At 72.9% G+C, this 25,646-nt stretch carries 22 protein-coding genes and 2 pseudogenes; 15 read left to right on the top strand and 9 right to left on the bottom strand.

Going from position 1 to position 25,646, the window contains the following annotated elements:
- Positions 1-19: 19 nt before the first annotated feature.
- Positions 20-769, bottom strand: a complete 750-nt coding sequence (locus ACIHCX_RS21340) for a response regulator transcription factor (RefSeq protein WP_400031676.1) — start codon at positions 767-769, stop codon at positions 20-22.
- 156 nt (positions 770-925) lie between these two features.
- Here ACIHCX_RS21340 and ACIHCX_RS21345 point away from each other — a divergent pair, with 156 nt between their 5' ends.
- From ACIHCX_RS21345 to ACIHCX_RS21365, 5 genes and pseudogenes are all read left to right on the top strand, one after another.
- Positions 926-2,278, top strand: a complete 1,353-nt coding sequence (locus ACIHCX_RS21345; protein ID WP_400031678.1) for a ferric reductase-like transmembrane domain-containing protein — start codon at positions 926-928, stop codon at positions 2,276-2,278.
- 7 nt (positions 2,279-2,285) lie between these two features.
- Entirely contained in the window at positions 2,286-2,753 is a 468-nt protein-coding gene (locus ACIHCX_RS21350) for an FMN-binding protein (RefSeq protein ID WP_400031680.1), read from the top strand.
- A 93-nt stretch (positions 2,754-2,846) separates the two neighbouring features.
- A complete protein-coding gene (locus ACIHCX_RS21355) occupies positions 2,847-4,229 on the top strand; it encodes a ferric reductase-like transmembrane domain-containing protein (protein WP_400031682.1) in 1,383 nt (460 codons plus the stop codon).
- A 74-nt stretch (positions 4,230-4,303) separates the two neighbouring features.
- A pseudogene (locus ACIHCX_RS21360) lies at positions 4,304-4,753 on the top strand (FMN-binding protein); the annotation flags it as partial.
- A gap of 64 nt (positions 4,754-4,817) precedes the next feature.
- On the top strand, positions 4,818-5,555 hold the full coding sequence (locus ACIHCX_RS21365; RefSeq protein ID WP_400032047.1) for an FAD:protein FMN transferase: 738 nt from the start codon (positions 4,818-4,820) through the stop codon (positions 5,553-5,555).
- Between the two features lie 24 nt (positions 5,556-5,579).
- Here ACIHCX_RS21365 and ACIHCX_RS21370 read toward each other — a convergent pair whose 3' ends face one another.
- The 5 genes from ACIHCX_RS21370 to argC all read right to left on the bottom strand — a co-directional run bounded on the left by ACIHCX_RS21370 (position 5,580) and on the right by argC (position 10,619).
- Complete coding sequence (locus tag ACIHCX_RS21370) at positions 5,580-6,119, bottom strand: arginine repressor (RefSeq protein ID WP_400031684.1); 540 nt, start codon at positions 6,117-6,119, stop codon at positions 5,580-5,582.
- Between the two features lie 19 nt (positions 6,120-6,138).
- Positions 6,139-7,323 (bottom strand): acetylornithine transaminase, encoded by a 1,185-nt coding sequence (locus ACIHCX_RS21375; RefSeq protein WP_400032049.1) that lies wholly within the window; start codon positions 7,321-7,323, stop codon positions 6,139-6,141.
- Positions 7,324-7,349: 26 nt separating this feature from the next.
- Positions 7,350-8,279: an acetylglutamate kinase gene (gene argB, locus ACIHCX_RS21380; protein WP_400031686.1), complete on the bottom strand. Its 930-nt coding sequence runs from the start codon at positions 8,277-8,279 to the stop codon at positions 7,350-7,352.
- A gap of 163 nt (positions 8,280-8,442) precedes the next feature.
- Positions 8,443-9,594, bottom strand: a complete 1,152-nt coding sequence (gene argJ, locus ACIHCX_RS21385; protein ID WP_400031688.1) for a bifunctional glutamate N-acetyltransferase/amino-acid acetyltransferase ArgJ — start codon at positions 9,592-9,594, stop codon at positions 8,443-8,445.
- Positions 9,591-10,619 carry an N-acetyl-gamma-glutamyl-phosphate reductase gene (argC, locus tag ACIHCX_RS21390; protein ID WP_400031690.1) on the bottom strand — a complete coding sequence of 343 codons (1,029 nt, stop codon included), beginning with the start codon at positions 10,617-10,619 and terminating at the stop codon, positions 9,591-9,593. The genes argJ and argC overlap by 4 nt, the downstream gene beginning before the upstream one ends.
- Before the next feature lie 232 nt (positions 10,620-10,851).
- On the opposite strand from argC, the gene ACIHCX_RS21395 reads away from it, so the two are divergent.
- The 7 genes from ACIHCX_RS21395 to ACIHCX_RS21425 all read left to right on the top strand — a co-directional run bounded on the left by ACIHCX_RS21395 (position 10,852) and on the right by ACIHCX_RS21425 (position 19,757).
- Positions 10,852-12,228 carry an extracellular solute-binding protein gene (locus ACIHCX_RS21395; RefSeq protein WP_400031692.1) on the top strand — a complete coding sequence of 459 codons (1,377 nt, stop codon included), beginning with the start codon at positions 10,852-10,854 and terminating at the stop codon, positions 12,226-12,228.
- Complete coding sequence (locus ACIHCX_RS21400) at positions 12,206-13,189, top strand: carbohydrate ABC transporter permease (protein ID WP_400031694.1); 984 nt, start codon at positions 12,206-12,208, stop codon at positions 13,187-13,189. Before ACIHCX_RS21395 ends, ACIHCX_RS21400 begins: the two co-directional genes overlap by 23 nt.
- The gene (locus ACIHCX_RS21405) at positions 13,186-14,064 is read left to right on the top strand and encodes a carbohydrate ABC transporter permease (RefSeq protein ID WP_400031696.1); all 879 of its coding nucleotides are present in this window, start codon (positions 13,186-13,188) and stop codon (positions 14,062-14,064) included. The genes ACIHCX_RS21400 and ACIHCX_RS21405 overlap by 4 nt, the downstream gene beginning before the upstream one ends.
- Positions 14,064-15,164, top strand: a complete 1,101-nt coding sequence (locus ACIHCX_RS21410) for an ABC transporter ATP-binding protein (protein ID WP_400031698.1) — start codon at positions 14,064-14,066, stop codon at positions 15,162-15,164. The genes ACIHCX_RS21405 and ACIHCX_RS21410 overlap by 1 nt, the downstream gene beginning before the upstream one ends.
- Positions 15,161-16,393, top strand: coding sequence for a CehA/McbA family metallohydrolase (locus ACIHCX_RS21415; RefSeq protein ID WP_400031700.1), 1,233 nt, complete (start codon positions 15,161-15,163; stop codon positions 16,391-16,393). The genes ACIHCX_RS21410 and ACIHCX_RS21415 overlap by 4 nt, the downstream gene beginning before the upstream one ends.
- A 79-nt stretch (positions 16,394-16,472) precedes the next feature.
- Complete coding sequence (locus ACIHCX_RS21420; protein WP_400031702.1) at positions 16,473-19,166, top strand: alpha-mannosidase; 2,694 nt, start codon at positions 16,473-16,475, stop codon at positions 19,164-19,166.
- 123 nt (positions 19,167-19,289) lie between these two features.
- Positions 19,290-19,757 (top strand): DUF6314 family protein, encoded by a 468-nt coding sequence (locus tag ACIHCX_RS21425; RefSeq protein ID WP_400031704.1) that lies wholly within the window; start codon positions 19,290-19,292, stop codon positions 19,755-19,757.
- Here ACIHCX_RS21425 and ACIHCX_RS21430 read toward each other — a convergent pair.
- Positions 19,739-20,332, bottom strand: a complete 594-nt coding sequence (locus ACIHCX_RS21430; protein WP_400031706.1) for a histidine phosphatase family protein — start codon at positions 20,330-20,332, stop codon at positions 19,739-19,741. The two genes, ACIHCX_RS21425 and ACIHCX_RS21430, sit on opposite strands and share 19 nt — an antisense overlap.
- Positions 20,333-20,510: 178 nt before the next feature.
- Positions 20,511-21,986, bottom strand: coding sequence for a PLP-dependent aminotransferase family protein (locus tag ACIHCX_RS21435; protein WP_400031708.1), 1,476 nt, complete (start codon positions 21,984-21,986; stop codon positions 20,511-20,513).
- On the opposite strand from ACIHCX_RS21435, the gene ACIHCX_RS21440 reads away from it, so the two are divergent.
- Positions 21,985-22,899 carry a DMT family transporter gene (locus ACIHCX_RS21440; protein WP_400031710.1) on the top strand — a complete coding sequence of 305 codons (915 nt, stop codon included), beginning with the start codon at positions 21,985-21,987 and terminating at the stop codon, positions 22,897-22,899. The genes ACIHCX_RS21435 and ACIHCX_RS21440 overlap by 2 nt on opposite strands.
- 124 nt (positions 22,900-23,023) lie before the next feature.
- Positions 23,024-23,224, top strand: a complete 201-nt coding sequence (locus tag ACIHCX_RS21445) for a DUF1918 domain-containing protein (RefSeq protein ID WP_400031712.1) — start codon at positions 23,024-23,026, stop codon at positions 23,222-23,224.
- A gap of 1 nt (position 23,225) precedes the next feature.
- Here the strand turns inward: ACIHCX_RS21445 and ACIHCX_RS21450 are convergent.
- Positions 23,226-24,466, bottom strand: a pseudogene (locus ACIHCX_RS21450) (glycoside hydrolase family 10 protein).
- Positions 24,467-24,637: 171 nt separating this feature from the next.
- Here ACIHCX_RS21450 and ACIHCX_RS21455 point away from each other — a divergent pair.
- Entirely contained in the window at positions 24,638-25,510 is an 873-nt protein-coding gene (locus tag ACIHCX_RS21455) for a 3-hydroxybutyryl-CoA dehydrogenase (RefSeq protein ID WP_400031714.1), read from the top strand.
- Positions 25,511-25,646: the final 136 nt, after the last annotated feature.

The raw sequence follows: 25,646 nt of genomic DNA on the forward strand, positions 1-25,646 counted from the left end.
TTCGCCTGTCGCGGCGCGGTCATCGCCCCGCCGGTTTCAGCACGTACCCGGCGCCGCGCACCGTGTGGATCATGGGTTCGCGTCCGGCGTCCACCTTCTTGCGCAGGTAGGAGATGTACAGCTCCACCACATGGGCCTGGCCACCGAAGTCGTAGGACCACACGCGGTCGAGGATCTGGGCCTTGCTCAGCACCCGGCGCGGGTTGTCCATCAGGAAGCGCAGCAGCTCGAACTCGGTCGGGGACAGCTCGATCAGCTCTCCCGCCCGGGTGACCTCACGGGCGTCCTCGTCCATGACCAGGTCGCCCACGGTCAGCCGCGGGCCGGCCGCCGGCTGCCCGGCCATCCCGGCGCGGCGCAGCAGTCCGCGCAGCCGGGCGACCACCTCCTCCAGGCTGAACGGCTTGGTCACGTAGTCGTCGCCGCCCGCGGTGATCCCCGCGATGCGGTCCTCCACCGCGTCCCGCGCCGTGAGGAAGAGCACACAGACGTCCGGCCGCACGGCGTGCAGCTCGCGCAGCACGGCGAATCCGTCGGTGTCCGGGAGCATCACGTCGAGGACGACGGCGTCGGGCTGCACCTCCCGGGCCGCGGCGACGGCCGCGGCCCCGTCGCCCGCGGCGCGCACCTCCCAGCCCTGGTAGCGCAGGGCTCCGCAGAGCACTTCGGCGAGGTCGGGGTCGTCGTCGACGACGAGGACGCGCACGGGGGTGCCGTCGAGGCGGGTGAGGGCGGGCAGGCCGTGAGGGCTCGGGCGGAAGCTGTCCATGGCCCCTCCAGCATCGCCGGTCCGCGGGCCGGACGGCGAGGGAAGGGGCCTCTGAGTTTCCTGTGAGTGCGCCCACACGGCCCTCGGCTCAGAGCTCCTTCAGAGGTTCGCCCCGCACAGTTGTGTCCTGGACCGGCGAAGGGAACGGGAGAGCGGATGACCACGGTGTACGAGCGGCGGACGGCTCCGCCCGTGCCGCTGGCGCCCCGGCGCTCCCCGGCGGGCGCGGTGCTGGCGCTGCTGTGGGCGGGAGTCGCCGCGGTGGTCGTGCTCTGGTGGTCCGGCACCGCCTCCGTCGTGGGTGCGGCGGGCTGGCTGACCGGCGCCGGGCGGATCGCGGGCCTGCTGTGCGGGTACGCCTGCGCGGTGCTGGTGGGCCTGATGGCGCGGGTGCCGCTGCTGGAGCGCCGGATCGGCTCGGACCGGGTGGCGCGCTGGCACGCGATGGCCGGCCGGTACACGGTGTGCCTGCTGGTCGCCCACGTGGTGCTGATCCTCGCCGGGTACGCCGCCCAGGACGGTTCCTCCGTGCTGCGCGAGGCGGTCACGGTGGTGCTGGACTACCCGGAGATGCTGAAGGCCACCGCCGGCACCGTGATCCTGTTCGCGGTCGGCGTCACCTCGGCGCGCGCGGTGCGCCGCCGGACCAGTCACGAGTTCTGGTACTACACGCACCTGCTCACCTACGCCGCCGTCTTCCTGGTCTTCGGCCACCAGGTCGCGCTGGGCGCCGAGTTCACCGGCAGCAGCCTGGCCACGGTTGTCTGGTACGCCCTGTACCTGGGCGTCGCGGCCCTGGTGCTGTGGTTCCGGATCCTGGTCCCGGTGCGGCTCAACCTGCGCCACCGGATGCGGATCGAGGCGGTGCACAAGGAGGCACCGGGCGTGTACTCCGTCGTCGTGCGCGGTGACCGGCTGGACGAACTGGACGCGCGGCCGGGGCAGTTCTTCCGCTGGCGGTTCCTCGCCGAGGGCCTGGGCTGGACGTCGACGCCGTACTCCCTGTCGGCGCCGCCCCGTCCGGACCTGCTGCGCATCACGGTGAAGGCACTCGGCGACCACAGCGCGGCCGTACCGCTGCTGCGGCCGGGCACCCGGGTGTGGGCGGAGGGACCCTACGGGTCGATGACCGCCGACCGGCGCACCTCGCACAGGTCCCTGCTGATCGCCGCCGGGGTCGGCATCACCCCGCTGCGCGCGCTGTTCGAGACGCTGCCCGGTGACGTCACCCTGCTCTACCGGGCTCGTACGGCCGAAGACCTGGCGCTGGGCGGCGAGTTGGAGGCCATAGCGGGGTGGCGCGGGGCACGGGTGCTGTACGCGCTCAACGGCCCGCACGGCGAACGCCCCTCCCTCACCGTGGAGTCCCTGCGCGCGGCCGTCTCCGACCTGTCAGGACACGACGTGTACGTCTGCGGCCCGCACGCCTTCGCCCGGGACGTGTACGAGGTGCTGCGCGCCGCCGGGGTGCCGGACCGCCGTATCCACCACGAGTCGTTCGAGCTGTGAGGCCCTGTTGCACGCGTTGAGGAAGAACCGTCCGCTGCGCCGCGTCGTGCTGGCGAGCGCCGCCACCGTCTCCGGGCTGGTGATGCTGCTGTCGCTCAAGCCGCACACACCGCCGCGGATCGTCGCGGATCCCGCGCCGGCCCCGAGCAGTAGTCCCCGGGTGTCCGGCGGCGCCGGCGGGGCCGGTCGGTCCACCGGTACCAGGACCGTCACCGGTGAGACGGCGCAGACCCGCTGGGGTCCGGTCCGGGTGCGGGTCACGCTCGTCGACGGCCGGATCACCGACGTGACGGCACTCGCCCAGCCCTCGGACAACCCGCGGGACCGGGAGATCAGCGGCTACGCCATCCCCCAGCTGCGCAGGGAGGCGCTGGCCGCGCAGAGCGCGAGCATCGACACCGTCTCGGGCGCGACGTACACCAGCGACGGATACCGCCGCTCGCTCCAGTCCGCGCTGGACGCGGCCGGGCGCTGAACCTCACCGGACACTGAACGCGAGGCCGCCGTGGCACGTATTGCAGGGCCAAGGGACCACGTCGCCCCCCTTGCCCCCGTCCACGGAGGAACCGTGACCACCACGCTCGCAGGAGGCCGCGCCGCCCGGCGCCAGACGATGCGCCGCATCCGGCCGCGCCGCTCCCCCGCCGTCCCGCTGCTGGCCGCCGTCTGGGCGGGCGCGGCGGGCGTCCTCTGGCTGTGGTGGACGAACACCCCGACCGTCGACGGCACCGCCGGGAGGGTGCTGAACGCGGGCCGGATCACCGGCCTGCTGGCCGGCTACCTGATGGCGCTGGTCGTGCTCCAGATGGCACGGGTGCCGGCCCTGGAGCGGCGGGTGGGCTCCGACCGGGTCGCCCGCTGGCACGCCATGAGCGGCCGGTACACGCTCTGCCTGGTCCTCGCGCACGTCCTGCTCACCATGTGGGGCTACGCGCTCCAGGGCGGCAGGTCGTTCAAAGACATCGTGGGACAGACCGTGGAGTCCGTCGAGCAGCTGCCCGACCTGGGCAAGGCCGCGATCGGCGCCGGTCTGCTGGTGGTCGTCGGGCTGGTCTCGATCGGCCCGGTGCGCCGCCGGATGCCGTACGACACGTGGTACCACGTGCACCTGTTCACCTACGCCGCGGTGTTCCTGACGTTCTGGCACCAGATCACCACCGGCAACGACTTCGCCGTGGAGCCGGCCGCGCGGACCTTCTGGTACGGCCTGTACGGCGCGGTGACCGCGCTGGTCGTCTGGTACCGGATCCTCACCCCGGTCCGGCTGAACCTGCGCCACCGCATGCGGGTGGAGGCGGTGATCGAGGAGACGCCGGGCATCGTGTCGGTGCTGATCGGCGGCAACAGGCTGCACCGGATGGGCGCGGAGGCCGGGCAGTTCTTCCGGTGGCGGTTCCTGGCGCCGGGCATGCGGTTCTCCTCCCATCCGTACTCGCTGTCGGCGGCGCCCCGCCCGGACACGCTGCGCATCACCGTCAAGGCGATCGGCGACCACAGCGCCCGGCTGCGTGAACTCGCCCCCGGCACCCGGGTGTGGGCGGAGGGACCCTACGGCGCGCTGACCGCGTCCCGGCGCAGCCGCGGCAAGGTACTGCTGGTGGCGGGCGGGGTGGGCATCACGCCGATGCGTGCGCTGTTCGAGACGCTGCCCGGCGCGGCCGGCGACATCACGCTGCTGTACCGGGCCAACAGCACGCAGGACCTGGCCCTGTGGGGCGAACTGTCGAAGATCGCCGACGAGCGCGGCGCCCGGCTGATGTACGCGGTGAACAGCCCGGACGGGGAACGCCCGGACATCTCCGCCGAGTCGCTGCGCCGCAAGATCGCCGACATCGACCGCCACGACGTCTTCCTGTGCGGCCCGCCCGGCTTCGCGCAGTCGGTGTACGAGGCACTGCGCGGCGCGGGGGTCCCCGCCCGCCGCATCCATCACGAGTCGTTCGAGATGTGAGCGACGGGAACGCGGAACGTCCGCGAAGACCACAGGACCTACGGGACTCACGGGAATTCAGGAGCTCATCGGCGATGAGGAAGAGCCACCCCATCCGACGTGCCGTGCTGGCCGGCGCCGCGACCGTGTCCGGCATCGTGCTGCTGCTGTCGCTGAAGCCGGCCTCCGACCCGGCCGCCGCGGCGGCCGGCGCGGCGCCGCAGCGGACCGCGGCGGCGCAGGAGTCGCCGCAGGGCGGCAGCGGCGCACGGCGCACGGGCACGCGGTCCGTCACGGGCGACGTGGCCCGGACCGAGTACGGCGACGTGCAGGTACGGCTGACCGTCAGCGACGGCAGGATCACCAGGGCGGAAGCCGTCCAGGCTCCGCAGGGCGGGGTCAGCGGCCAGAAGAGCGCGCTGGCCGTACCCCGGCTCAACCAGGAGGCCGTCACCGCGCAGAGCGCGGACATCGACACCGTCTCCGGAGCGACCTACACCAGCGGCGGCTACCGGAAGTCCCTCCAGTCGGCTCTGGACAAGGCCGATGGCTGAGGCCGTGTCCGGGTCGGTGCCGGGCCCCGCGGCGGTGCGGCACGCGGAGGAGGTCATGGGGACCGTCTTCTCCTTCGACGTCCGCGGCGGCCGGTCCGACGCGGTGGCCGCGGCACTGGGCGAGGCGGTCGCCGGACTGCACCGGGTCGACGAGGTGTTCAGCACCTACCGGCACGACAGCCAGCTCTCCCGCCTGGCACGCGGTGAACTCACCGTGACGGAGTGCGACCCCGAGGTCGCCGAGGTGCTCGCCCTGGGCGCCGAGGCGGAACGGGCCAGCGACGGCTGGTTCAGCCTGCGTTACCGGGGTGGCCTGGATCCGACCGGGATCGTCAAGGGCTGGGCCGCCGAACGGGCCGCCCGGCGGATCGCGGCGGCGGGGGTGAGCGGGGTCAGCGTGAACGGCGGCGGAGACGTGCAGGTGCTCGGCGCCCCCGACGCGCAGCGGCCCTGGCGGGTGGGGGTGTCGGACCCCCTGCGCCCCGGCGGACTCGCGGCGGTGGTCTCCGCGGCGGGTACGAGCGAGTTGGCGGTGGCGACGTCGGGCACGGCCGAGCGCGGCGCCCACATCGTCGACCCGCGCACCGGCAGGTCGGCGATCACCGACCTGGTCGCGGTCACCGTGGTGGCCCCCAGCCTGACCTGGGCGGACTGCTGGGCGACGGCCGCGTTCGCCATGGGCTCCCGCGAGGGCCTGGCCTGGCTGGACTCGTTGCCGGACGTGGAGGCGCTGCTGATCACGGCGGGCGACGAGGTCAGGTGCACGCACGGGCTCGCCGCCCGGCTGGGCTGAGAGCCGGCCGGCCTCGCGCCGGGGTCACTGGCCGTTCTGCGCGAGCCTCAGCAGGTGATCCGCCAGCGCCTGTCCCCCCGTGGGGTCCCGGCTGATCAGCAGCAGCGTGTCGTCGCCGGCGATGGTCCCCAGGATGTCGTGCAGCTCGGCCTGGTCGATGGCCGAGGCGAGGAACTGCGCCGCCCCCGGAGGCGTCCGCAGGACGACGAGGTTGGCGGAGGCCTCCGCGGAGATCAGCAGCTCCTGCGAGAGCCGCCGCATCCGCTCCTCCTTCACCGACTCCCCCAGCGGTGCGCGCGGGGTGCGGAAACCGCCCTCGCTGGGCACCGCGTAGATGAGGTCGCCGTCGGTGTTGCGGATCTTCACCGCGTTCAGCTCGTCCAGGTCGCGGGAGAGGGTCGCCTGGGTGACGCTCAGCCCGTCGTCGGCCAGCAGCTTCGCCAACTGGCTCTGCGAGCGCACCGGTTGCCGGTTGAGGATGTCCACGATCCGGCGGTGGCGGGCGGTGCGGGTCTGCGGCACCGCCGGCCCGGCCTCGCTCTGACCGTTCTGCGGCTGACTCATCGTCGTCTCATTCTCCGGATCATCCGTCCCCGTTTGTCACGTCCAGGACGCCGGGCAGTGCCCCGAGGAAGGCGTCCACCTCGTCGTCGCCGAGGTTCAGCGGCGGCATCAGCCGAACGACGTCGGGGGCGGGCGCGTTCACCAGGAACCCGGCTTCCTGAGCCGCCTGCTGCACCTGGGGCGCGCGCGGCTCGGTGAGCACGATACCCAGCAGCAGGCCCGCGCCCCGGACGTGGGCGACCAGCGGGTGGTCCAGGGACTCGATCCCGTCGCGCAACTTCTCGCTCTGCCGCTTGACGTTCTCCAGCAGCCCCTCGCCCGCGATCGTGTCCAGGACGGCCAGTCCGGCGGCGCAGGCGACCGGGTTGCCGCCGAAGGTCGTGCCGTGCTGACCGGGCTGGAGCAGGTCGGCGGCGCGCCCGAAGGCGACGGTGGCGCCGAGCGGCAGCCCGCCGCCCAGGCCCTTGGCGAGCGTGACGACGTCGGGCAGGACGCCCTCGTGGGCCTGGTACTCGAACCAGTGCCCGGTGCGCCCGACCCCGGTCTGCACCTCGTCGAGGACCAGCAGCGAACCGGTGGCCGCCGTGATCGCCCTGGCCGCCTTCAGATAGCCGGGCGGGGGCACCACGACCCCGTTCTCGCCCTGGATGGGCTCGATGACGACGAGGGCGGTCTCCTCGGTGACCGCGGCGGCCAGCGCCCGCGCGTCCCCGTAGGGCACGTGGGTGACCTCGCCGGGCAGCGGCAGGAACGGCTCCTGCTTGCCGGGCTGGCCGGTCAGCGCGAGGGCGCCCATCGTGCGGCCGTGGAAGCCGCCCTGGGTGGCGACCATGTGCGGCCGGCCGGTGAGCCGGCCGATCTTGAAGGCGCCCTCGTTGGCCTCGGCGCCGGAGTTGCAGAAGAACACCCTGCCGTCCCGGCCGAAGAGCTGGAGCAGACGTTCGGCGAGGGCGACGGGCGGTTCGGCGACGAACAGGTTGGAGACATGGCCGAGGGAGGCGATCTGCCGGCCGACCGCCTCGACGACGGCGGGGTGGGCGTGGCCGAGCGCGTTGACCGCGATACCGCCGACGAAGTCGACGTACTCCCGGCCGTCGGCGTCCCACAGCTTCGCGCCCGCGCCGCGGACGAGGGCAAGCCGCGGGGTGCCGTAGTTGTTCATGAGGGCGCCCTGCCAGCGCGCGGTCAGTGCCTGGTTGCTGATGCCCTGGTTGCTCACGCTCTGGTCGCTCACGACTCCCCCTGTTCGTCCGGCACGACCATCGTGCCGATGCCCTCGTCGGTGAAGATCTCCAGCAGGATCGAGTGCTGGACCCGGCCGTCGATGACGCGGGCGGTGGTCACGCCGCCGCGCACCGCGTGCAGGCAGCCCCGCATCTTCGGCACCATGCCGGAGGACAGCTCCGGCAGCAGCTTCTCGAGTTCGCTCGCGGTCAGGCGGCTGATCACCTCGTCGGAGTTCGGCCAGTCCTCGTAGAGGCCCTCGACGTCGGTGAGGACCATGAGGGTCTCGGCGCCCAGCGCCGCAGCGAGTGCCGCAGCCGCCGTATCAGCATTGACGTTGTAGACATGTCCGTCGTCCCCGGAGCGGGCGATCGAGGAGACGACCGGGATGCGGCCGTCGGCGAGCAGCGCCTCGATCGCGCCGGTGTCGATCTCGGTGATCTCGCCCACCCGGCCGATGTCGACCGACTCGCCGTCGATCTGGGGGGTGTGCTTGGTGGCGGTGATGGTGTGCGCGTCCTCGCCGGTGATGCCGACGGCGAAGGGCCCGTGCTGGTTGAGCAGGCCCACCAGCTCCCGCTGCACCTGCCCGGCCAGCACCATGCGGACGACGTCCATGGCCTCCTCGGTGGTGACCCGCAGGCCCGCCTTGAACTCGCTGACGATGCCGTGCTGGTCGAGCGCCCGGCTGATCTGGGGGCCGCCGCCGTGCACGACGACGGGCCTCAGGCCGGCGTGCCGCAGGAAGACGACGTCCTGGGCGAAGGCCGCCTTCAGCTCCTCGTCCACCATGGCGTTGCCGCCGAACTTGATGACGACGGTCTTGCCGTGGTGCCGGGTCAGCCAGGGCAGCGCCTCGATGAGGATCTCGGCCTTGGGCAGCGCGGTGTGCTTACGGGTCGGGGACTTTCCCTCTTCTGAGTGATTGACCGTCATAACCGACTTTCGGAAAGATCTCGGATCAGCCGCCGGGCGGGCGGTGTTGGCCTGCGGAGGCGAGGTAAGACTTGTGCCGGGCACGTCCTGGGGCGAGCGCTCGCCTGTGAAACAGGAACCCTCGTCGGTGACAGCGAGGACCCGCGACAACCAAGCGGGCACGTCAAGAGGAGTAGGCGCTGTTCTCGTGGACATAGTCGGCCGTGAGGTCATTGGTCCAGATCGTCGCTGACTCGGTGCCGGCCGCGAGGTCCGCCACGATGTGGACCTCGCGGTAGCGCATGTCGACCTTCTCCCGGTCCTCGCCGACGCCCCCGTTCTTGCAGACCCAGACGCCGTTGATGGCGACGTTCAGCCGGTCCGGCTCGAAGGCGGCCTTCGTGGTGCCGATCGCCGACAGGACGCGGCCCCAGTTGGGGTCCTCGCCGTGGATGGCGCACTTGAGGAGGTTGTTGCGGGCGATGGAGCGGCCCACCTCCACGGCGTCCTCCTCGCTCGCGGCGCCCACCACCTCGACCTTGATGTCCTTGCTGGCGCCCTCGGCGTCCCGGATCAACTGCTGTCCGAGGTCGTCGCAGACCGCCCGTACGGCCTCGGCGAACTCCGCGTACTCAGGGCTGACTCCGGAGGCGCCCGAGGCGAGCAGCAGCACGGTGTCGTTGGTGGACATGCAGCCGTCGGAGTCGACGCGGTCGAAGGTGACCTTCGTGGCGGCGCGCAGCGCCTTGTCGAGCACGTCGGCCTCGAGGTCGGCGTCCGTGGTGAGCACGACGAGCATGGTGGCCAGGCCCGGGGCGAGCATGCCGGCGCCCTTGGCCATGCCGCCGACGGTCCAGCCGTCCTTGGTCACCACGGACGTCTTGTGGACGCTGTCGGTGGTCTTGATGGCGATGGCGGCCTTCTCGCCGCCGTGCTCGGAGAGCTGGGCGGCGGCCGTCTCGACGCCCGGCAGCAGCTTGTCCATGGGCAGCAGGACGCCGATCAGGCCGGTGGAGCAGACGGCGACCTCGACGGCGCCGACGCCGAGCACGCCGGCGGCCTTCTCGGCGGTGGCGTGGGTGTCCTGGAAGCCCTTGGGTCCGGTACAGGCGTTGGCGCCGCCGGAGTTGAGGACGACCGCGGAGAGCCTGCCGGTCCTGAGCACCTGCTCGGACCACTGCACCGGGGCCGCCTTGACGCGGTTGGAGGTGAAGACGCCCGCGGCCGCGCGGCGGGGCCCGGTGTTGACCACCAGGGCCAGGTCCGGGTTGCCGTTCTCCTTGATCCCGGCGGCGATGCCCGCCGCCTGGAACCCCTTGGCTGCCGTGACACTCACGGTGCGACTCCGATCGTCGAAAGCCCGGTGGTCTCGTCGAGTCCGAGGGCGATGTTCATGCTCTGCACCGCTCCGCCCGCGGTGCCCTTGGTCAGGTTGTCGATGGCGCTGATCGCGAGGACCCGCTGCGCGGCGGGGTCGTGGGCCACCTGGATCTGCACGGCGTTGGAGCCGTACACGGAGGCGGTGGCGGGCCAGCGCCCCTCGGGGAGGAGGTGGACGAAGGGCTCGTCGGCGTAGGTCTTCTGGTACGCGGCGCGCACGGAGTCGGCGGTGACCCCGGGGCGTGCCTTGGCGCTGCACGTGGCGAGGATGCCGCGGGGCATCGGCGCGAGGGTGGGGGTGAAGGACACGGTGACGTGCTCCCCCGCCGCGGCGCTGAGGTTCTGGATCATCTCCGGGGTGTGCCGGTGCAGGCCGCCGACCCCGTAGGGGGACATGGATCCCATGACCTCGGAACCGAGCAGGTGCGGCTTGGCCGCCTTGCCGGCGCCGGAGGTACCGGAGGCGGCGACGATCACCGCCTCGTTCTCGACGAGTCCGGCCGCGTAGGCCGGGAAGAGGGCGAGGGAGGCGGCGGTCGGATAGCAGCCGGGCACCGCGATGCGCTGGGCGCCCTCCAGCGCGGCGCGGGCACCGGGAAGTTCCGGCAGGCCGTAGGGCCAGGTGCCGGCGTGCGGGGAGCCGTAGAAGCGTTCCCAGTCGGCGGGGTCCTTCAGCCGGAAGTCGGCGCCCATGTCGATGACGAGGACGTCGGGGCCGAGCTGCTCGGCGACGGCGGCGGACCGGCCGTGCGGCAGGGCGAGGAAGACGACGTCGTGCCCGGCGAGGACTTCGGGGGTGGTCTCCTGAAGAACGCGGTCGGCGAGGGGCAGCAGGTGCGGCTGCAGGGCGCCGAGCCGCTCTCCGGCGTTGGTGTTCCCGGTCAGGGCGCCGATCTCGGCCTCGGGGTGCGCCAGCAGCAGGCGCAGCGCTTCTCCGCCCGCGTATCCACTCGCTCCGGCGACCGCCACACGTACAGCCATGAACCCTCCTCCTCGATGGCATGACTATACGTTTCGCTGCACGTTTATGCAATCCTGCCGGGTTCGTCGCAGGCGATGACGGGGCCGTCCGGCCACTGAGGGGAGTCGCGCACGCCTCTGATGCGTTACGCAGACGTTAAGACATCAGGTCTTCACGACCCGCTCCGGAGCGTGCGAGCCTCCAGGGGCACTCACCGAGGCAGCACCAGCCGACGAAGGGTATGACATGCCCATGCTGACCAGACGTGGAACGGCGCTCGCCGCAGCGGTCTCCCTGACGCTTCTCGCCGGCGCGTGCGGCGGCTCAGGGGACGACGGCGGATCGGGCGCGACCCTGAAGATCGCGACCAACGCCATCTCCGGCGGCAAGAACGGCCCCCAGGCGGACTGGCTCCAGAAGTGGGCCATCCCGAACTTCGTCAAGGCCGAGAAGGCCAAGGGCGTCGACGTGAAGGTCACGTTCCAGCCCAGCGGCGTGGACGACGAGCAGTACAAGACCAAGCTGGCCCTCGACCTCCAGTCCGGCTCCGGGCCCGACGTGTTCGACATCGACGGCATCTGGGTCGGGGAGTTCGCGCAGGCGGGATACGTCAAGCCCATCGATAACGTTGTCAAGGACAGCGGCGCCTGGGACGGCTGGAAGCAGATTCCGGATTCCGTGCAGCAGCTGGCCGCCTTCCAGGACAAGCGCTACGGCATCCCCAACGGCACCGACGGCCGGGTGCTCTTCTACAACAAGGACCTGTTCAAGAAGGCGGGCCTGCCCGAGACCTGGCAGCCGACCGGCTGGGACGACATCATCCGGGCCGGCGAGAAACTGAAGTCGGTCAGCGGCGTCACCCCGATCCAGCTCAACGCCGGCACGGCGATGGGCGAGGCCACCACCATGCAGGGCTTCCTGCCGGTGCTGGCGGGCACCGGCGAGCCGATCTGGGCCGACGGCAAGTGGACGGGCGCCACCCAGGGAATGAAGGACGCCCTCGGCGTCTACCGGAAGATCTACTCCGAGAAGCTCGGCGACCCGCTCCTCCAGCAGGAGGCGCAGGGCCGCGACAAGTCCTTCGAGCGGTTCGCCCAGGGCAGGATCGGCATCCTGATGGAGGGCGACTACTTCTGGCGCGGTGTCGTCAACCCCGACGGGGGCGTCGCACCGATGAAGAACCGCGACGCGGTCGTCGGCTACGCCAAGATCCCGGCGATGGCACCGGGCAGGGGAGTCAACGGCCAGGACTTCGTCTCCTACTCGGGCGGCAGCGTGCAGACGCTCAACCCCAGGTCCAAGAACCCCGAGCTCGCCTTCGAACTGATGAAGTTCCTGAACTCCGCCGAAGCCGTCAAGTCGAAGCTGGCCGGCCAGGCCCAGATCACCGCCCGCACCGACGTCAACAACGAGGTGCTGACGAAGGACCCGATGCTGTCCTTCGTCGCCGCGGACGTGCTGCCCCTCACCAGCTTCCGTCCGCCGCTGGCGCAGTACACGCAGGTCTCGACGCTGCTGCAGGAGGCCACCGCGGCGGTGGTCGGCGGCACGAGCCCGCAGGCCGCGGCCGAGGAGTACGCGAAGAAGCTGGAAGGGGCCGTGGGCGGTGCCGACAACATCAGGTCCTGAGCTCCGCACCGAAGAGGCGGACGCGCAGGACGCGAACGGGCACGCGGCACCGCTCCGCGCGTCCGCCCGGGTCCGGGCCGGCGGCGACGCCGCCGGCCTGGGCCGGGCCCGCGCCACGGCGTTCCTCGTCCCGGCGCTCCTGCTGATCGCGGCGTTTCTGCTCTTCCCGGCGATCTGGACCATCTACCTGGGGCTGACCGACTACCGGCTCACCGGCCTCGCCGCGGCACACCCGAAGTTCGTGGGCCTGGACAACTTCACGAACGCGGTGAACGACGACCGGTTCGGCAACTCCCTCTGGCTGACCGTGCAGTTCGTCCTCGGCTCGGCCATTGTCGGCCAGTCGCTCCTCGGCTTCGCCGTCGCCTGGGTGATGCGCGAGCGGCGCGGCGCGCTGCGCCGCCTCGTCGAGGCTCTGATGCTCCTGGCCTGGGTGCTGCCCGGCTCGGTGGTGACCTTCCTGTGGATCGCGCTGCTCGACCGGGACAGCGGCTCACTGAACGCCCTGCTGCACACGCCGGGCACCGCCTGGCTGCTGCAGTACCCGATGGCGTCGATCGTCGTCTTCAACATCTGGCGGGGTGCCGCCTTCTCGATGATGCTCTACGCGGCCGCGATCGGGAACGTGCCGCCCTCGCACCTGGAGACGGCACGGCTGGCCGGGGCGTCCGGCCTGCAGCAGCTGCGGGACGTGGTCCTGCCCCGGATCAAGGGGCACATCCTGACCAACCTGCTGCTGATCAGCCTGTGGACGTTCAACGACTTCACCCCGTTCCTGCTCACCGCGGGCGGACCCGAGGACAGGACCGCGATCATGCCGGTGTTCATCTACAAACTGGCCCTGAACAACGGCGAGCTCGGCTTCGGTGCGGCGATCTCGGTCCTGATGCTGCTGTTCAACCTGGTCATCGCGCTGTTCTACCTACGGATCCTCCGGCAGCGGAAGGACGGCACCGCATGACCGCCCCCCTCGCCGGGTCCGCCGCCGCCGACGCGTCGCACGAGGCCGGCCTGGAGCGGGTGCGGCGCACCGTGCGCACCGTCGGGCACTACACCTTCGTCTGTCTGGTGATCGCGTTCTTCGCGCTGCCGCTGCTGTGGCTGGCGTCCGCGCCGTTCGACGCCACGCCCAGCGTCACGGCCTCGCTGCCGGACTTCACCCTGCGCAACTTCCGCGTCCTCGCGGACAACCCGTACGCGCTGCGGTCACTGGGCAACTCCGTCGTCCTGGCGGCCGGCGCGGGCGCCCTGACCCTGGTGCTGTCGGCGCTCGCCTCGTACGCGCTGAGCCGGGTGCGGCTGCCGGGCCGGGACGTCCTGCTGTACGTCCTGCTGCTGCTGTCCTCCATCGTGACGGGCACGGCGGCCATGGTGCCCCTGTTCAACCTGGCGTTCGAGCTGCACCTCATCGACTCCCAACTGGGCGTGGTGCTGGTGATGACCGGTGGCATGCTGCCCGGCGCGATCTTCATCCTGAAGGACTTCATGGACGGCACGCCGGCGTCGTACGAGGAGTCGGCCCGTGTCTTCGGCGCCTCCCCCCTGCAGATCGTGCGGCACATCGTGGTGCCGGTGGTGCGGCCGGGCCTCGCGACGATCGCGGTGTGGGCGGTGGCCCAGGTGTGGGGCAACTTCCTGGTGCCGTTCCTGCTGCTGCGCACGCCGGAGAAGTCCCCGGCCGCCGTGGTGATGTACACGCTCTACACCGAGGGAGGACAACCGAACCTCGCGCTCATCTCCACCTTCTCCCTGCTGTACTCACTGCCGGTGGTCCTGATGTTCCTGTTCGTCAGTTCCCGGTACGGATTCCGGTTCCACGGAGGGATCAAGCGCTGATGGCACCCATCACCATGACCGAGCTCGTGAAGATCTACCCCGGGGGCGTCCGGGCCCTGGACGCCATCGACCTGACGGTCGAGGACGGGGAGTTCTTCGCACTGCTCGGCCCGTCCGGCTGCGGCAAGACGACCCTGCTGCGCACCGTCGCCGGTCTGGAGGCATCCAGCGGCGGCTCGATCCGCATCGGCGACCGCGACGTGACGGCCCTGCCGCCGGGGCGGCGCGATGTGGCGATGGTGTTCCAGGACTACGCGCTCTTCCCGCACATGACGGTCACCGACAACATCGCCTACCCCCTGCGCATCAAGAAGGTGCCCTCCGCCGAGCGTGCCCAGAAGGCCGCCGGGACCGCCGCCGAACTGGGCCTGTCCGACTATCTGGGGCGCCGCCCCGGCCAGTTGTCCGGCGGCCAGCAGCAGCGCGTGGCGCTCGCCCGGGCGATGGCCTGTCACCCGCAGGTGTTCCTCTTCGACGAGCCGCTGTCGAACCTGGACGCGCGGATGCGCCTGGAGGCCCGCACGTTCCTCAAGCGGCTGCAGCGTGAACTCGGCGTCACGACCGTGTTCGTCACCCACGACCAGGCCGAGGCACTGGCCCTGGCCGACCGGATCGCGGTGATGGAGGGCGGCCGGATCCGTCAGCTGGGCACCCCGAAGGAGGTGTTCCACCGCCCCGCCAACACCTTCGTGGCCTCGTTCATCGGCTCCACCCCGATGAACCTGCTGGACGCGGCGGTGTCGTCCTCGGGCGAGCACCTGGCGATCGGGAACGACGTGCTGCCCGTGCCCGCCGCGTACGCCCGGGCGCTGACCGACGGCGAGAAGCTCGTCCTCGGCGTCCGGCCGGAGTACCTGTCCTACTCCGCCGAGCCGGTGAAGCAGGCGCTGTCGGGCGAGGTCACCGTCGTGGAGAACCTCGGCAGCGCACAACTGGTCACGCTGAGCGGCGAGGCGGGCTTCGTCCAGGTGGTCGTCGACGAGGACACCGTCCTCGTGACGGGCGACCGGGGCTACGCCGTGCCCCGCCAGGACCGGATGCTGCTCTACCGGGACGGCGACCTCATCGGCACCGGCACCCCGGCCGGGGCCGCCGCGTGAGCGCCCGCACCACCACGGTCCACCGCGGTCGCTGGTCGTTGCAGGACCGGCTGGACGCGACGCTGCGGGAGCTGCCGTTCGAGGTGGCTCCCGGTACCGCGGCCGTCACCGTCGAGCTGTCCTACGACCGGTCGGCGGGCGTCCTCGACCTGGGCTGCCTGGGAGCGGACGGCTTCCGCGGCTGGTCGGGCGGCGCCCGGACGACGTACACGATCGCGGCCGACTGGGCGACGCCCGGCTACCTTCCGGGCGAACTGGAACCCGGTGTCTGGCGGGTGCTGCTGCGGCTGCACCGCATCCCGCCGGACGGCCTCGACCACGAGGTGCGGGTGACCACCGCGACCGCCCGCCCGGCACCGCCCGCCCCGCCGGCCGCACCGGAGCCGGACCTGGCTCGGCGTCCCGCCGCACGCCGGCGGCGCGACATCCCCTCGGTCGACGGGCTGCACTGGTACGCGGGCGACCTCCACAGCCACACCGTGCACAGCGACGGCGCGCTCACCGTCCCCGAACTGGCGTTTCTGGCCGCCGACCGCGGCCTGGACTTCCTCGCGGTCACCGACCACAACACCGTCAGCCACCACCCCGAACTGGCGGGCGCCGGCGCCCGTTACGGCATCACCCTGCTGCCCGGCCAGGAGGTCACCCGCGACGAGGGCCACGCCAACGTGTTCGGCGACGTCGGGTGGGTGGACTTCCGCGAGGGGGCCGACTCCTGGCACGCGCACGCCCGCGGCAGGGGCGGCATCATGTCCGTCAACCACCCGCTGGGCGGCGACTGCGCGTGGCGGCTGCTGATCGCCGACCGCCCCCGGCACGCGGAGATCTGGCACTCCGGCTGGTTCGACCGGCGCTGGGGCGCACCGCTGTCGTGGTCGGGCGCCTGGCGACCGGACGTCATCGCCGTCGGCGGCAGCGACTTCCACCGCAAGGGCGACGACCACCTGCCCGGTGCCCCCACCACCTGGCTGCTGGCCGAGGACGACAGCCCCGACGCCCTGCTCGCCGCGCTGGCCGCCGGCCGCACCGCGGTCAGCGCCGGACCCGACGCCCCGCTCCTGCTGCGGCAGGGGGACCGATGCGTCGCGCTGGGGGCCGACGGCACGGTACTGGTCCGCCCGGACGGGCGGCGCCGGGTCGTCCACGGGGACCGTACGACCCTGCCGGCCGACGCGGGCCCGCACCGTCTGGAAAGCCACGAGAACGAGGTGATCGCGCTGTGCCAGTGAACATCCGGGTGGCGAACGCACCGGTCGGCTCCACCCGCCCCGTACGTGACCGTCTCAAGACCACAGGGGAGGCGCGCCCGTGAACGACAGCGCTCACGACCACGACGCCCACGACCGTGAGCTCGTCGTCGTTCCCCACACCCACTGGGACCGGGAGTGGTACCTGCCCTTCCAGCGCTTCCGCCTGCAACTCGTCGCCCTGCTGGACGAACTGCTGGACCGGATGGAGGGCGACCCGCGCCACCGGTTCACCCTGGACGGGCAGCTGGCCGCCGTGGACGACTACCTGGAGGTGCGTCCCGAGGCCCGCGAGCGCGTGGTGTCGCTGGTGAGGGCCGGGCGGCTGGCCATCGGCCCGTGGGACATCCTGATGGACGAGTTCCTCTGCTCCGGCGAACAGATCGTCCGCAACCTCGAACGCGGTATCCGCCGCTCCGGCGAGCTGGGCGGCACCATGCCCGTCGGCTACCTCCCGGACATGTTCGGCCACATCGCGCAGATGCCGCAGATCCTGCGCGGCGCGGGCCTGGACCACGCCTGCGTCTTCCGCGGTGTGCCCAGCGCGGTCACGACCGACACCTTCGCCTGGACCGCACCCGACGGCACGGCGGTCCGCACCCGCTACCTGGCCGCCGGCGGGTACGGCAACGCGGCGGGCCTGCTCGCCGACCGCGACGCGGTGGCCGGGAGGCTGCGTGAACTGCACCACCGGATGTCCGCCTGGGCACTGCCCGGGAGCGGCCCGCTGCTCGGCATGTACGGCTCGGACCACAGCGCGCCGGAGAGCGACGCCCCGGATCTGCTGGCGCGGGCGGGCCGCGCGACCGGCGTCACCGTCGGGCTGGCCACGCTCACCGAGTTCTTCGAGGGGCTGCCTCCGGCCACGGACGGGCTGCCGGTGCTGCACGGCGAACTCCGCTCGCACGCCCGCGCGAACATCCTGCCGGGCGTCCACTCCGTACGCCCTCACCTGAAGCGGGCGATGAGCCGCGCCGAGCGCCGCGTGGAGCGGTACGCCGAGCCGATGGCGGCGCTGTACGGCGACGGCGGCGAGCAGCGTTTCCTCGACATGGCCTGGCAGCGCCTGATCGCTGTCAGCGGCCACGACTCGGTCACCGGCTGCGGCTGCGACGAGACCGCCGTACAGGTAGGGGCGCGGATGGCCGAGGCCGAGCAGCTTGGCCAGGCGGTCTGCGACCTCATCGGGCGGCGCCGCGCCGTGGCCGTCCCCCGGGAGGCGCTGCTGGTCTTCAACCCGTCTCCGTGGCCGCGCTCCGGTGTCGTGTTCGCCGAGGTGGACCGGCCGGGCGTGCGGGTCCTCGCGGACGACACCGACGTCCCGGCGCCGGTCGCCCTCGCCCGCGTCCACGGAACCGAGCTGTACGGGCGGCACATCGCCTCCTGGTCGCTGAGCGACGACGGCTCGACGCTCACCTTCGAGGTGGCCCGGCACCCGTCGGCCGCCTTCGACGTGGCCGAGGTCCGCGAGGCGCTGGGCGCCGACTGGCTCGAGCGGAGACTGCGGGTGCGCATCGTCACCCCGCCCGGCGCGACGGTGCCGGTGTGGGCTCAGGTGCCCCCACTCGGCTACGCGGCCGTACGCCCGGCCGACGAGGGCTCGCCCGTCGGCGCCGAACCGCCGGCGTACGACGTGCGGTCGGACGGCCGGGTGCTGGACAACGGCCTGGTGCGGATCGAGGTGGCCGGTGACGGCACCTTCGGCCTGCGGGGCCCGGACGGCACCGTCACCGCGGGCCTCGGCGCCCTGGTCGACGGCGGCGACCTGGGCGACACGTACAACTACGCCCCTCCCGCCGCCGATCTGCTGGTCACCGAACCGGAGACGGTACGGGTCACCCGCGGCGCGGCCGGGCCGCTGCGCGCGGTGCTCGAGGTCGAGCGGCGCTACTCCTGGCCGGCCGCCGGGGACTTCGCGGTGCACGGCCGGTCGCAGCGCACCGAGCCGGTCGCCGTCACGATGCGCGTCGAACTGCGCGCGGCCGAGCCGTACGCCCGCGTCGACGTCGAGTTCGACAACCGCTGCGACGACCACCGGCTGCGGCTGCACCTGCCGCTGCCGTCCCCGGCCCGGTCGTCCTTCGCCGAGGGCCAGTTCGCCGTGGTCGAGCGCGGACCGACGGCGGAGGGCGGAGGCGGTGAGGCGCCGTTGCCGACCTTCCCGGCCGCGGGGTTCGTGGTGGCGGGCGGACTCGCCGTCCTGCTCACCGAGTACAGCGAGTACGAACTGGTCGACGACGGACGCGAACTGGCGCTTACCCTGCTGCGCGGTGTCGGGCAGCTCTCCCGCAACCGGCACGTGCTGCGCGACGAGCCGGCCGGCCCCCAGCTGCCGACGCCGGGCGCGCAGAGCCGGGGCCGCCGCTCGGTCTCGCTGGCCCTGCTGCCGTACTCCGGCGCCTGGGAGGAGGCGGCGGACACGGTGCTGCGGGCGGCGGACGAGTTCCGGCACGGCCTGCTGGCGGTTCCGGGCACGGCCGCCCGCTCGGCGCCGCTGCCCGAACCGGTGCATGGTCTGTCCGTCGGCGGCACCGGTGTGGTCCTGACCAGCGTGCGCGAGCGGGGCGAGTGGACCGAGGTGCGGGTCGTCGCCGAGGGCGGCGTGGCCACCGAGGCACTCGTCGACGGCGGGTTCACCCGCGCCCGACGCGTCGACCTGCTGGGCCGGGCCGGCGAGGAACTGCCCGTGCGGGAGGGGAGGGTACGACTGCCGCTGCGCGCCTGGGAGATCGCCACGCTCCAGCTGGGCCGCTGACGGCCGCTCTTCCGGTGCGGTCGGGGCAGCCCGGACACGGTGGCCGGCGACGACCCGGCGGGACCGCGAAGCCCGATGTGCGGCCGGCACCCGGCGGATGCCACAGGACGTACCGTGGACGGCGTGGGAGACGACGAGCGGTGGGTGCCGGGCGAGTTCTGGCCGGTGCCGGACGTACTGGGGTACCTGACCGGGAGCTGGCTGGTCCGGCGCTCGGTGCGGGATCTGGCGAGCGGTGAGGTCGGGGAGTTCCGCGGCAGGACGGTCTTCCACCCCCTGGACGGCGGCGGCCTGCTGCACCGGGAGTCCGGCCGGTTCCTCTGGCAGGGCATCGCGCGGCCGGCCGAGCGGACGCTGCGCTTTCTGCCCCGGAGCGTACCGGGGACGGCGCAGGTGCGGTTCGCGGACGGGCGGCCCTTCCACGACCTGGACCTGCGGTCCGGGAAGCACCTGACCGACCACCCGTGCGCCGCCGACCTCTACCGGGGCGAGTTCACCGTCCAGGACGCCGGGCACTGGCGCACGGTGTGGCGCGTGGGCGGCCCCGCGAAGGACCTCGTGCTGACCACGGACTACACACGCGACGGCTGAGCGGGCACGCCGTCCAGACAGAGGCTCCAGCGGCCGGCGTGTCCGGTGACGGCGGTCGTGGACAGGGGGCGGACGTCAATGTTCCAGTATGTCGCGGGGGGCGCCTTCAGCACGTAGACGACAGCGGCGCGGATCACGGAGGGTTCGGCGACGGCGACGATACGGCCGCCGTCCTCGACGGGCCGGGTGTCGAGCCAGGCGCCCACGCGCGTGACGAAGGACAGCAGCGACTCGCCGCCGTGCGGGGTGCCGCGCGGATCGGCGAGCCAGGCGTCCACGACCGCGGGCTCGCGCGCCATCGCCTCGCCGAGCGTGAGCCCCCGCCAGCGGCCCATGTCGCAGTCGCGCAGGGCCAACTGGGCGAGCGGGGCGTAGCCGAGGGCGTCCCCGGTGGCGCGGCTGCGCGGGGTCGGCGAGCAGTAGCGCAGCTCGGCGGCGGCCAGCGGCAGCAGATCGCCGGCGACGCGCTGCATCTCCTCCCAGCCCGCCCGGTCGAGCTGCTGGTCGTCCTCGAAGCGCTCGGCGAGCAACGCGGAGCTGCGCGCCGCGGCGACGAACGTGACCCGGTGTGCCATGCGCAGATCGTGATCCCGGGCAGTGGGCGGGTCAAGGGGTGGCACTGGAAAACGAGCCCCGACAAGTTCCCTTCCCGTGCTCGGGGCGCTCCGGCGGCCGGGGGTCGAGCCTCTCGACCGGGTCGGTGGTGTCGGTCGTTCTCCCGGCCCGGCTCCGGTCGGCTCCCCCGGCCGGATGTCAGGGCAGCGCCTCCGCGCAGGCCGTCCGCAGCCGGCGCACGCCCTCGGCGATCTCCGCCGTGCCGCCGACCGCGGCGAAGCTCAACCGCACGTGGGCGGCCGGGGGTTCGGCGCTGAAGTACGGGCGGCCCGGGGTGATCGCGACACCCGCGCGCAGGGCGGCGGCGGTCAGGGCGGCCTCTCCCCCGGAGCCGAAGGGCTGGGAGGCGCCCCCGGTGCCGTCGGGCAGGCGCGCCCACAGGTGGTAGCCGCCGGACGGGACGTGCGGCAGGGCGAGGTCGGGAAGGTGCCGCCGCAGCGCGGTGGTCAGGGCGTCCCGGCGGCTTCTCAACTCCGCGGCGAGCGCGCGCAGATGACGCGGCCAGGCGGGTGAGCCGACCAGTTCCAGGGCGGCCTCCTGCAACGGCCGCGGCACGAAGAACGTGTCGACGACCTGGATGGCCCGCAGCCGTTCCAGCACGGGGCCGCGCGCGACCAGCGCGCTCACCCGGAAGCTGGGCGAGGTGGCCTTGGTCAGCGAGCCGACGTGCACCACGACGCCGTCCGGGTCGTCGGCGACGAGTGGCGGCGGCAGGACGCCGGCGTCCTCGTGCGCGAGCCGCCGCACGAAGTCGTCCTCGACGACGAAGGCACCGGCCTCGCGGGCCGTGCGCAGCACCCGGGCGCGCCGGTCGGGGGCGAGGACGGCGCCGGTGGGGTTCTGGAACAGGGGCTGGCAGACGAACACGCGGGCGCCGGTGGCCCGGAACGCGTCGGCGAGGAGGTCCGGTCGCACCCCGTCCGCGTCGACGGGCACCGGCACGGGCCGCAGCCCGGAGGAGCGGGCGATGGCCAGCATGCCGGGATAGGTCGGCGACTCGACCAGCACCGGCGCGCCGGGCGGGGCCAGGGCACGCAGGGCGGTGGTCAGCGCGGACTGGCCGCCCGCGGCGATCAGGACCTCGGCGGCGGTGACCGTTCCGCCCGGTCCGCCGATGTCCCGCGCGAACCACTCGCGCAGCTCCGGCAGCCCCTCCAGCGGCGGCCGCCCCCAGGCCCCGGGACGGCGGCCGGCCCGGGACAGCGCGGCGGCCATGGCCCGCTCGGGCTGCAACGAGGGGTGCAGATAACCCCCGTTGAACTCGATCACGCCCGGCGGCGGGCCGGCCAGCGAGACCGTGACGCCGGAGGCGTCCACCGTGCGCGGTACGAGGTCGGCGGCGCCGTCCGCGCTCAGCGCGACCTCCTGCCAGGAGGTGTCGCCGGCGGGAGCGGCCGCCTCACGCGCCGCCGCTCGGAAGGCGCCGGCGCCGGGACGGGTGACCACCAGGCCCTCGGCCGCCAGTTGCGCCAGGGCCCGGGAGACGGTCACCGGACTGACCCGGTACCGCTCGACCAGGACCCGGCTCGACGGGAGCTTTCCACCAGGTGGGTAGCGGTCCAGTTCCGTTCGCAGCCGTTCTGCGAGTTCACCCACACTGCTACGCTGTTGCATGAGAGCACAGAGTAGCGCTACCGCCGCGACACCGATAGCGGTGGACACCCCGGCCCGCACGCGCGCCGGCACCCTTCAGGCGGCCCTCGGCGTGGTCGCCTTCTCCCTCACCTTCCCGGCCACCGCCTGGGGCCTGGAGGGCTTCGGGCCCTGGTCCCTGGTGGCCGTGCGCAGTGTGCTCGCCGCCGTCCTCGCGGGCGGCTGCCTGCTGGCGCTGCGCGTACCGCCGCCCGCGCGCCGGCACTGGCCCGGCCTCGCGGTCGTGGCCGCGGGGGTGGTCCTCGGCTTCCCGCTGCTCACCACGCTCGCCCTGGAGACCTCCACCACCGCGCACGCCGCCGTCGTCGTGGGCCTGCTGCCGCTCACCACGGCGCTGCTCTCCGCGCTGCGCTTCGGCATCCGTCCCTCGCGCACGTTCTGGGCGGCGGCGCTGGCGGGCGCGGCGGCCGTGGTGGCCTTCACCGTGCAGCAGAGCGGCGGTGCGCTGACCACCGCCGACGGCTACCTGTTCGGCGCCCTGCTGGTGTGCGCCGCCGGCTACACCGAGGGCGGCCGACTGGCCCGCGTCATGCCGGGCTGGCAGGTCATCGGCTGGGCGCTGGTGCTGTGCCTGCCGCTCGCCGTGCCCGCGGCCGCGCTGGCGCTGGCGCACGAGCCCGTGCGGCTGGGCGTCCACAGCGTGGCCGGGCTGCTCTGGGTCGCGGCGGGCTCGCAGTTCCTCGGGCTGGTCGTCTGGTACCGGGGCATGGCGGCCGTCGGCATCCCCAAGGCCAGCCAGTTGCAGCTCGCCCAACCCCTGCTCACACTGGTGTGGTCGGTGCTGCTGCTCGGCGAGCACCTCACCGCGGCCGCCCCTGTGACGGCCGTAGCCGTGCTCGTCTGCATCGCCGTCACCCAGCGGGCGCGCGGCTGACCGGCGCTCACAACCGGTGCCGACCGCACACCGGCCCGGCCGCTCACCGGTTCGGCCGCGCTCCGCACCGTAGACTCGGAAGTCGAGGACCGCTGCTCCCGCACATGGTGAGGAGGCCCCGCAGATGCGCGCAACCGTGGGCGACCAGCTCGTCCAGCACGGCAGGGTGGTCGGTCAGCACGACCACGTCAGCGAAATCGTCGAGGTCATGGGCGCGGAGGGCAACCCGCCGTACCGCGTCCGCTTCCCGGACGGGCACGAGGCCGTGATGTCACCGGGCCCCGACTGCCAGGTCCGCCACAAGAAGGAACACGAGCACCACTGAGTCAGCGCGGGGGTCGCGCCGGCCGCCGGTAGTGGTCGGCGACGACCCGCGCCATCGCCCCGGCCGGGTCGGCCGCGACCTCCTTCGCGGCGAAGAAGACGTGCCCGCCCACCTCCGGGTGCGCGGCCGCCAGGGTGAGGTGGCGGGACAGCTCGTCCGGGTCCTTCCAGGCGGCGCCCTGCGCGGGGTCGCCGGCCTTGTAGAGCGCCTCCCCCACGTACAGCCGTGTGCGGCTGCCCCGTGCCGCCTCGGCCCACCAGGGCAGCAGGGCGGCGTAGTCGGCGGTGGTGAGTCGATGGCCCAGTACAGCTGCGGGACGACGTAGTCGATCCAGCCCTCCGTGACCCACTTGCGCGTGTCCGCGTACAGGTCGTCGTACGTCTGCACGCCCGCCCGGGTGTGAGAGCCGCGCGGGTCGGCCGAGGCGTTGCGCCACACCCCGAAGGGGCTGATCCCGAACCGGGTGCCGGGGCGGGTGGCCTCGACGGCCGCGGCCGTCTCGCGGACCAGCCGGTCGATGTTGTCGCGCCGCCAGTCGGCCCGGCTCGCGAAGGCGCCGCCGTACCGGTGGTAGGCGACGTCGTCGTCGAAGCTCTGGCCGGCGACCGGATAGGGGTAGAAGTAGTCGTCGAAGTGGACGCCGTCCACCGGGTACCGGGACACCGCGTCGAGCATCGCCCGCTGCACGAAGGCCCGAACCTCGGGCAGACCGGGGTTGTAGTACAGGCCCCCGCCGTGGCGGACCACCCAGTGGGGGTTCCTGCGGGCCGGATGGGAGGCGGCCAGCCGGGCCGGGTCGTGGTGCAGGGCGACCCGGTACGGGTTGAACCAGGCGTGCAGCCGCAGTCCACGGGCGTGCGCCTCCGCCACGGCCGTGCCCAGCGGATCCCAGCCGGGGTCCCTGCCCTGCGTGCCGGTGAGGTACTGCGACCAGGGCTCGTGGGGTGAGGGCCACAGCGCGTCGGCCGCCGGCCGCACCTGGAGGATCACCGTGTTGAGCCGGCGGCGCACCGCCACGTCGAGCAGGGCGGTCAGCTCGCCGCGCTGCCGGGCGGCGCTCAGCCCGGTGCGCGAGGGCCAGTCGCGGTTGCGCACGGTCGCCAGCCACATGCCGCGCATGCCGGTGACCGCGGCGCGGCCCCGCCGGTCCGTACCGGTGCCGCCCGCGGTGGCCGCGTCGCCGGTCATCGCCAGCGTCGACAGCGCCGCCACGGTGAACGACCGTCGTGTCACTCGGGCCATCAGGGCACTCCCCGTACGCCGTGGATCCGCACGGTCACGGATCGTTCCAGGGGCCAGCATGCACGACCCGGGCGACCGAACACGGCCACCACGGGGGTAACGTGCACGATCGGAGCAGGCACCGCACAAGGGGCCGCCTGCCACAGCCGTAGGAACTGCGAAAGGGACGATGTGACCGGCATTTCGGGAGACATTGCACGCGTCGGAGTGGTGGGCTGCGGCCAGATGGGTGCGGGCATCGCCGAGGTGTGCGCCCGGGCCGGCCTGGAGGTGAAGGTCGCCGAGACCACCGGCGAGGCCCTGGAGATAGGCCGTACCCGGCTGTTCAACTCCCTGGCCAAGGCGGCCGAGCGCGGCAAGATCAGCGAGGACGAGCGGGACGCCACGCAGGCCCGGCTGAGCTTCACCACCGACCTCGGCGAGTTCGCCGACCGCGACCTGGTGATCGAGGCCGTGGTGGAGAACGAGCAGGTCAAGACCGAGATCTTCCAGGTCCTGGACCAGGTGGTGACCCGACCGGACGCGATCCTGGCCTCCAACACCTCCTCCATCCCGCTGGTGAGGCTGGCGGTCGCCACCGCGCGGCCCGACCACGTGATCGGCATCCACTTCTTCAACCCCGCCCCGGTGCAGCAGCTGGTCGAGCTGATCCCGGCGCTCACCACCTCCGAGGGCACGCTGAGCCGGGCGCAGCTGTTCACCGAGAAGGTGCTCGGCAAGCACGCCATCCGCGCCCAGGACCGCTCGGGCTTCGTGGTGAACGCGCTGCTGATCCCCTACCTGCTCTCGGCGATCCGGATGTTCGAGTCGGGCATCGCCAGCCGCGAGGACATCGACAACGGCATGGAGCTGGGCTGCGCCCACCCGATGGGCCCGCTGAGGCTGTCCGACCTGATCGGCCTGGACACGGTGGCCTCGGTCGCCCATTCGATGTACGAGGAGTACAAGGAGCCGCTGTACGCCGCGCCCCCGCTGCTGCAGCGCATGGTGGACGCCGGCCGGCTCGGCCGGAAGTCCGGCTCCGGCTTCTACACCTACGCCTGACCACGAAGCACGACGGACAGCGGGCCCGGCACCGAAAGGGTGCCGGGCCCGCGTCGTTCACCACCCTGATGGGCCGGCGGAGTCCCTTGTCGACCCCGGCCGGCCAAAAAGGGGCGCGGGGAACTGCGCGACCGAC

Source organism: Streptomyces sp. NPDC052043 (assembly GCF_044548235.1).
Lineage (GTDB): Bacteria > Actinomycetota > Actinomycetes > Streptomycetales > Streptomycetaceae > Streptomyces.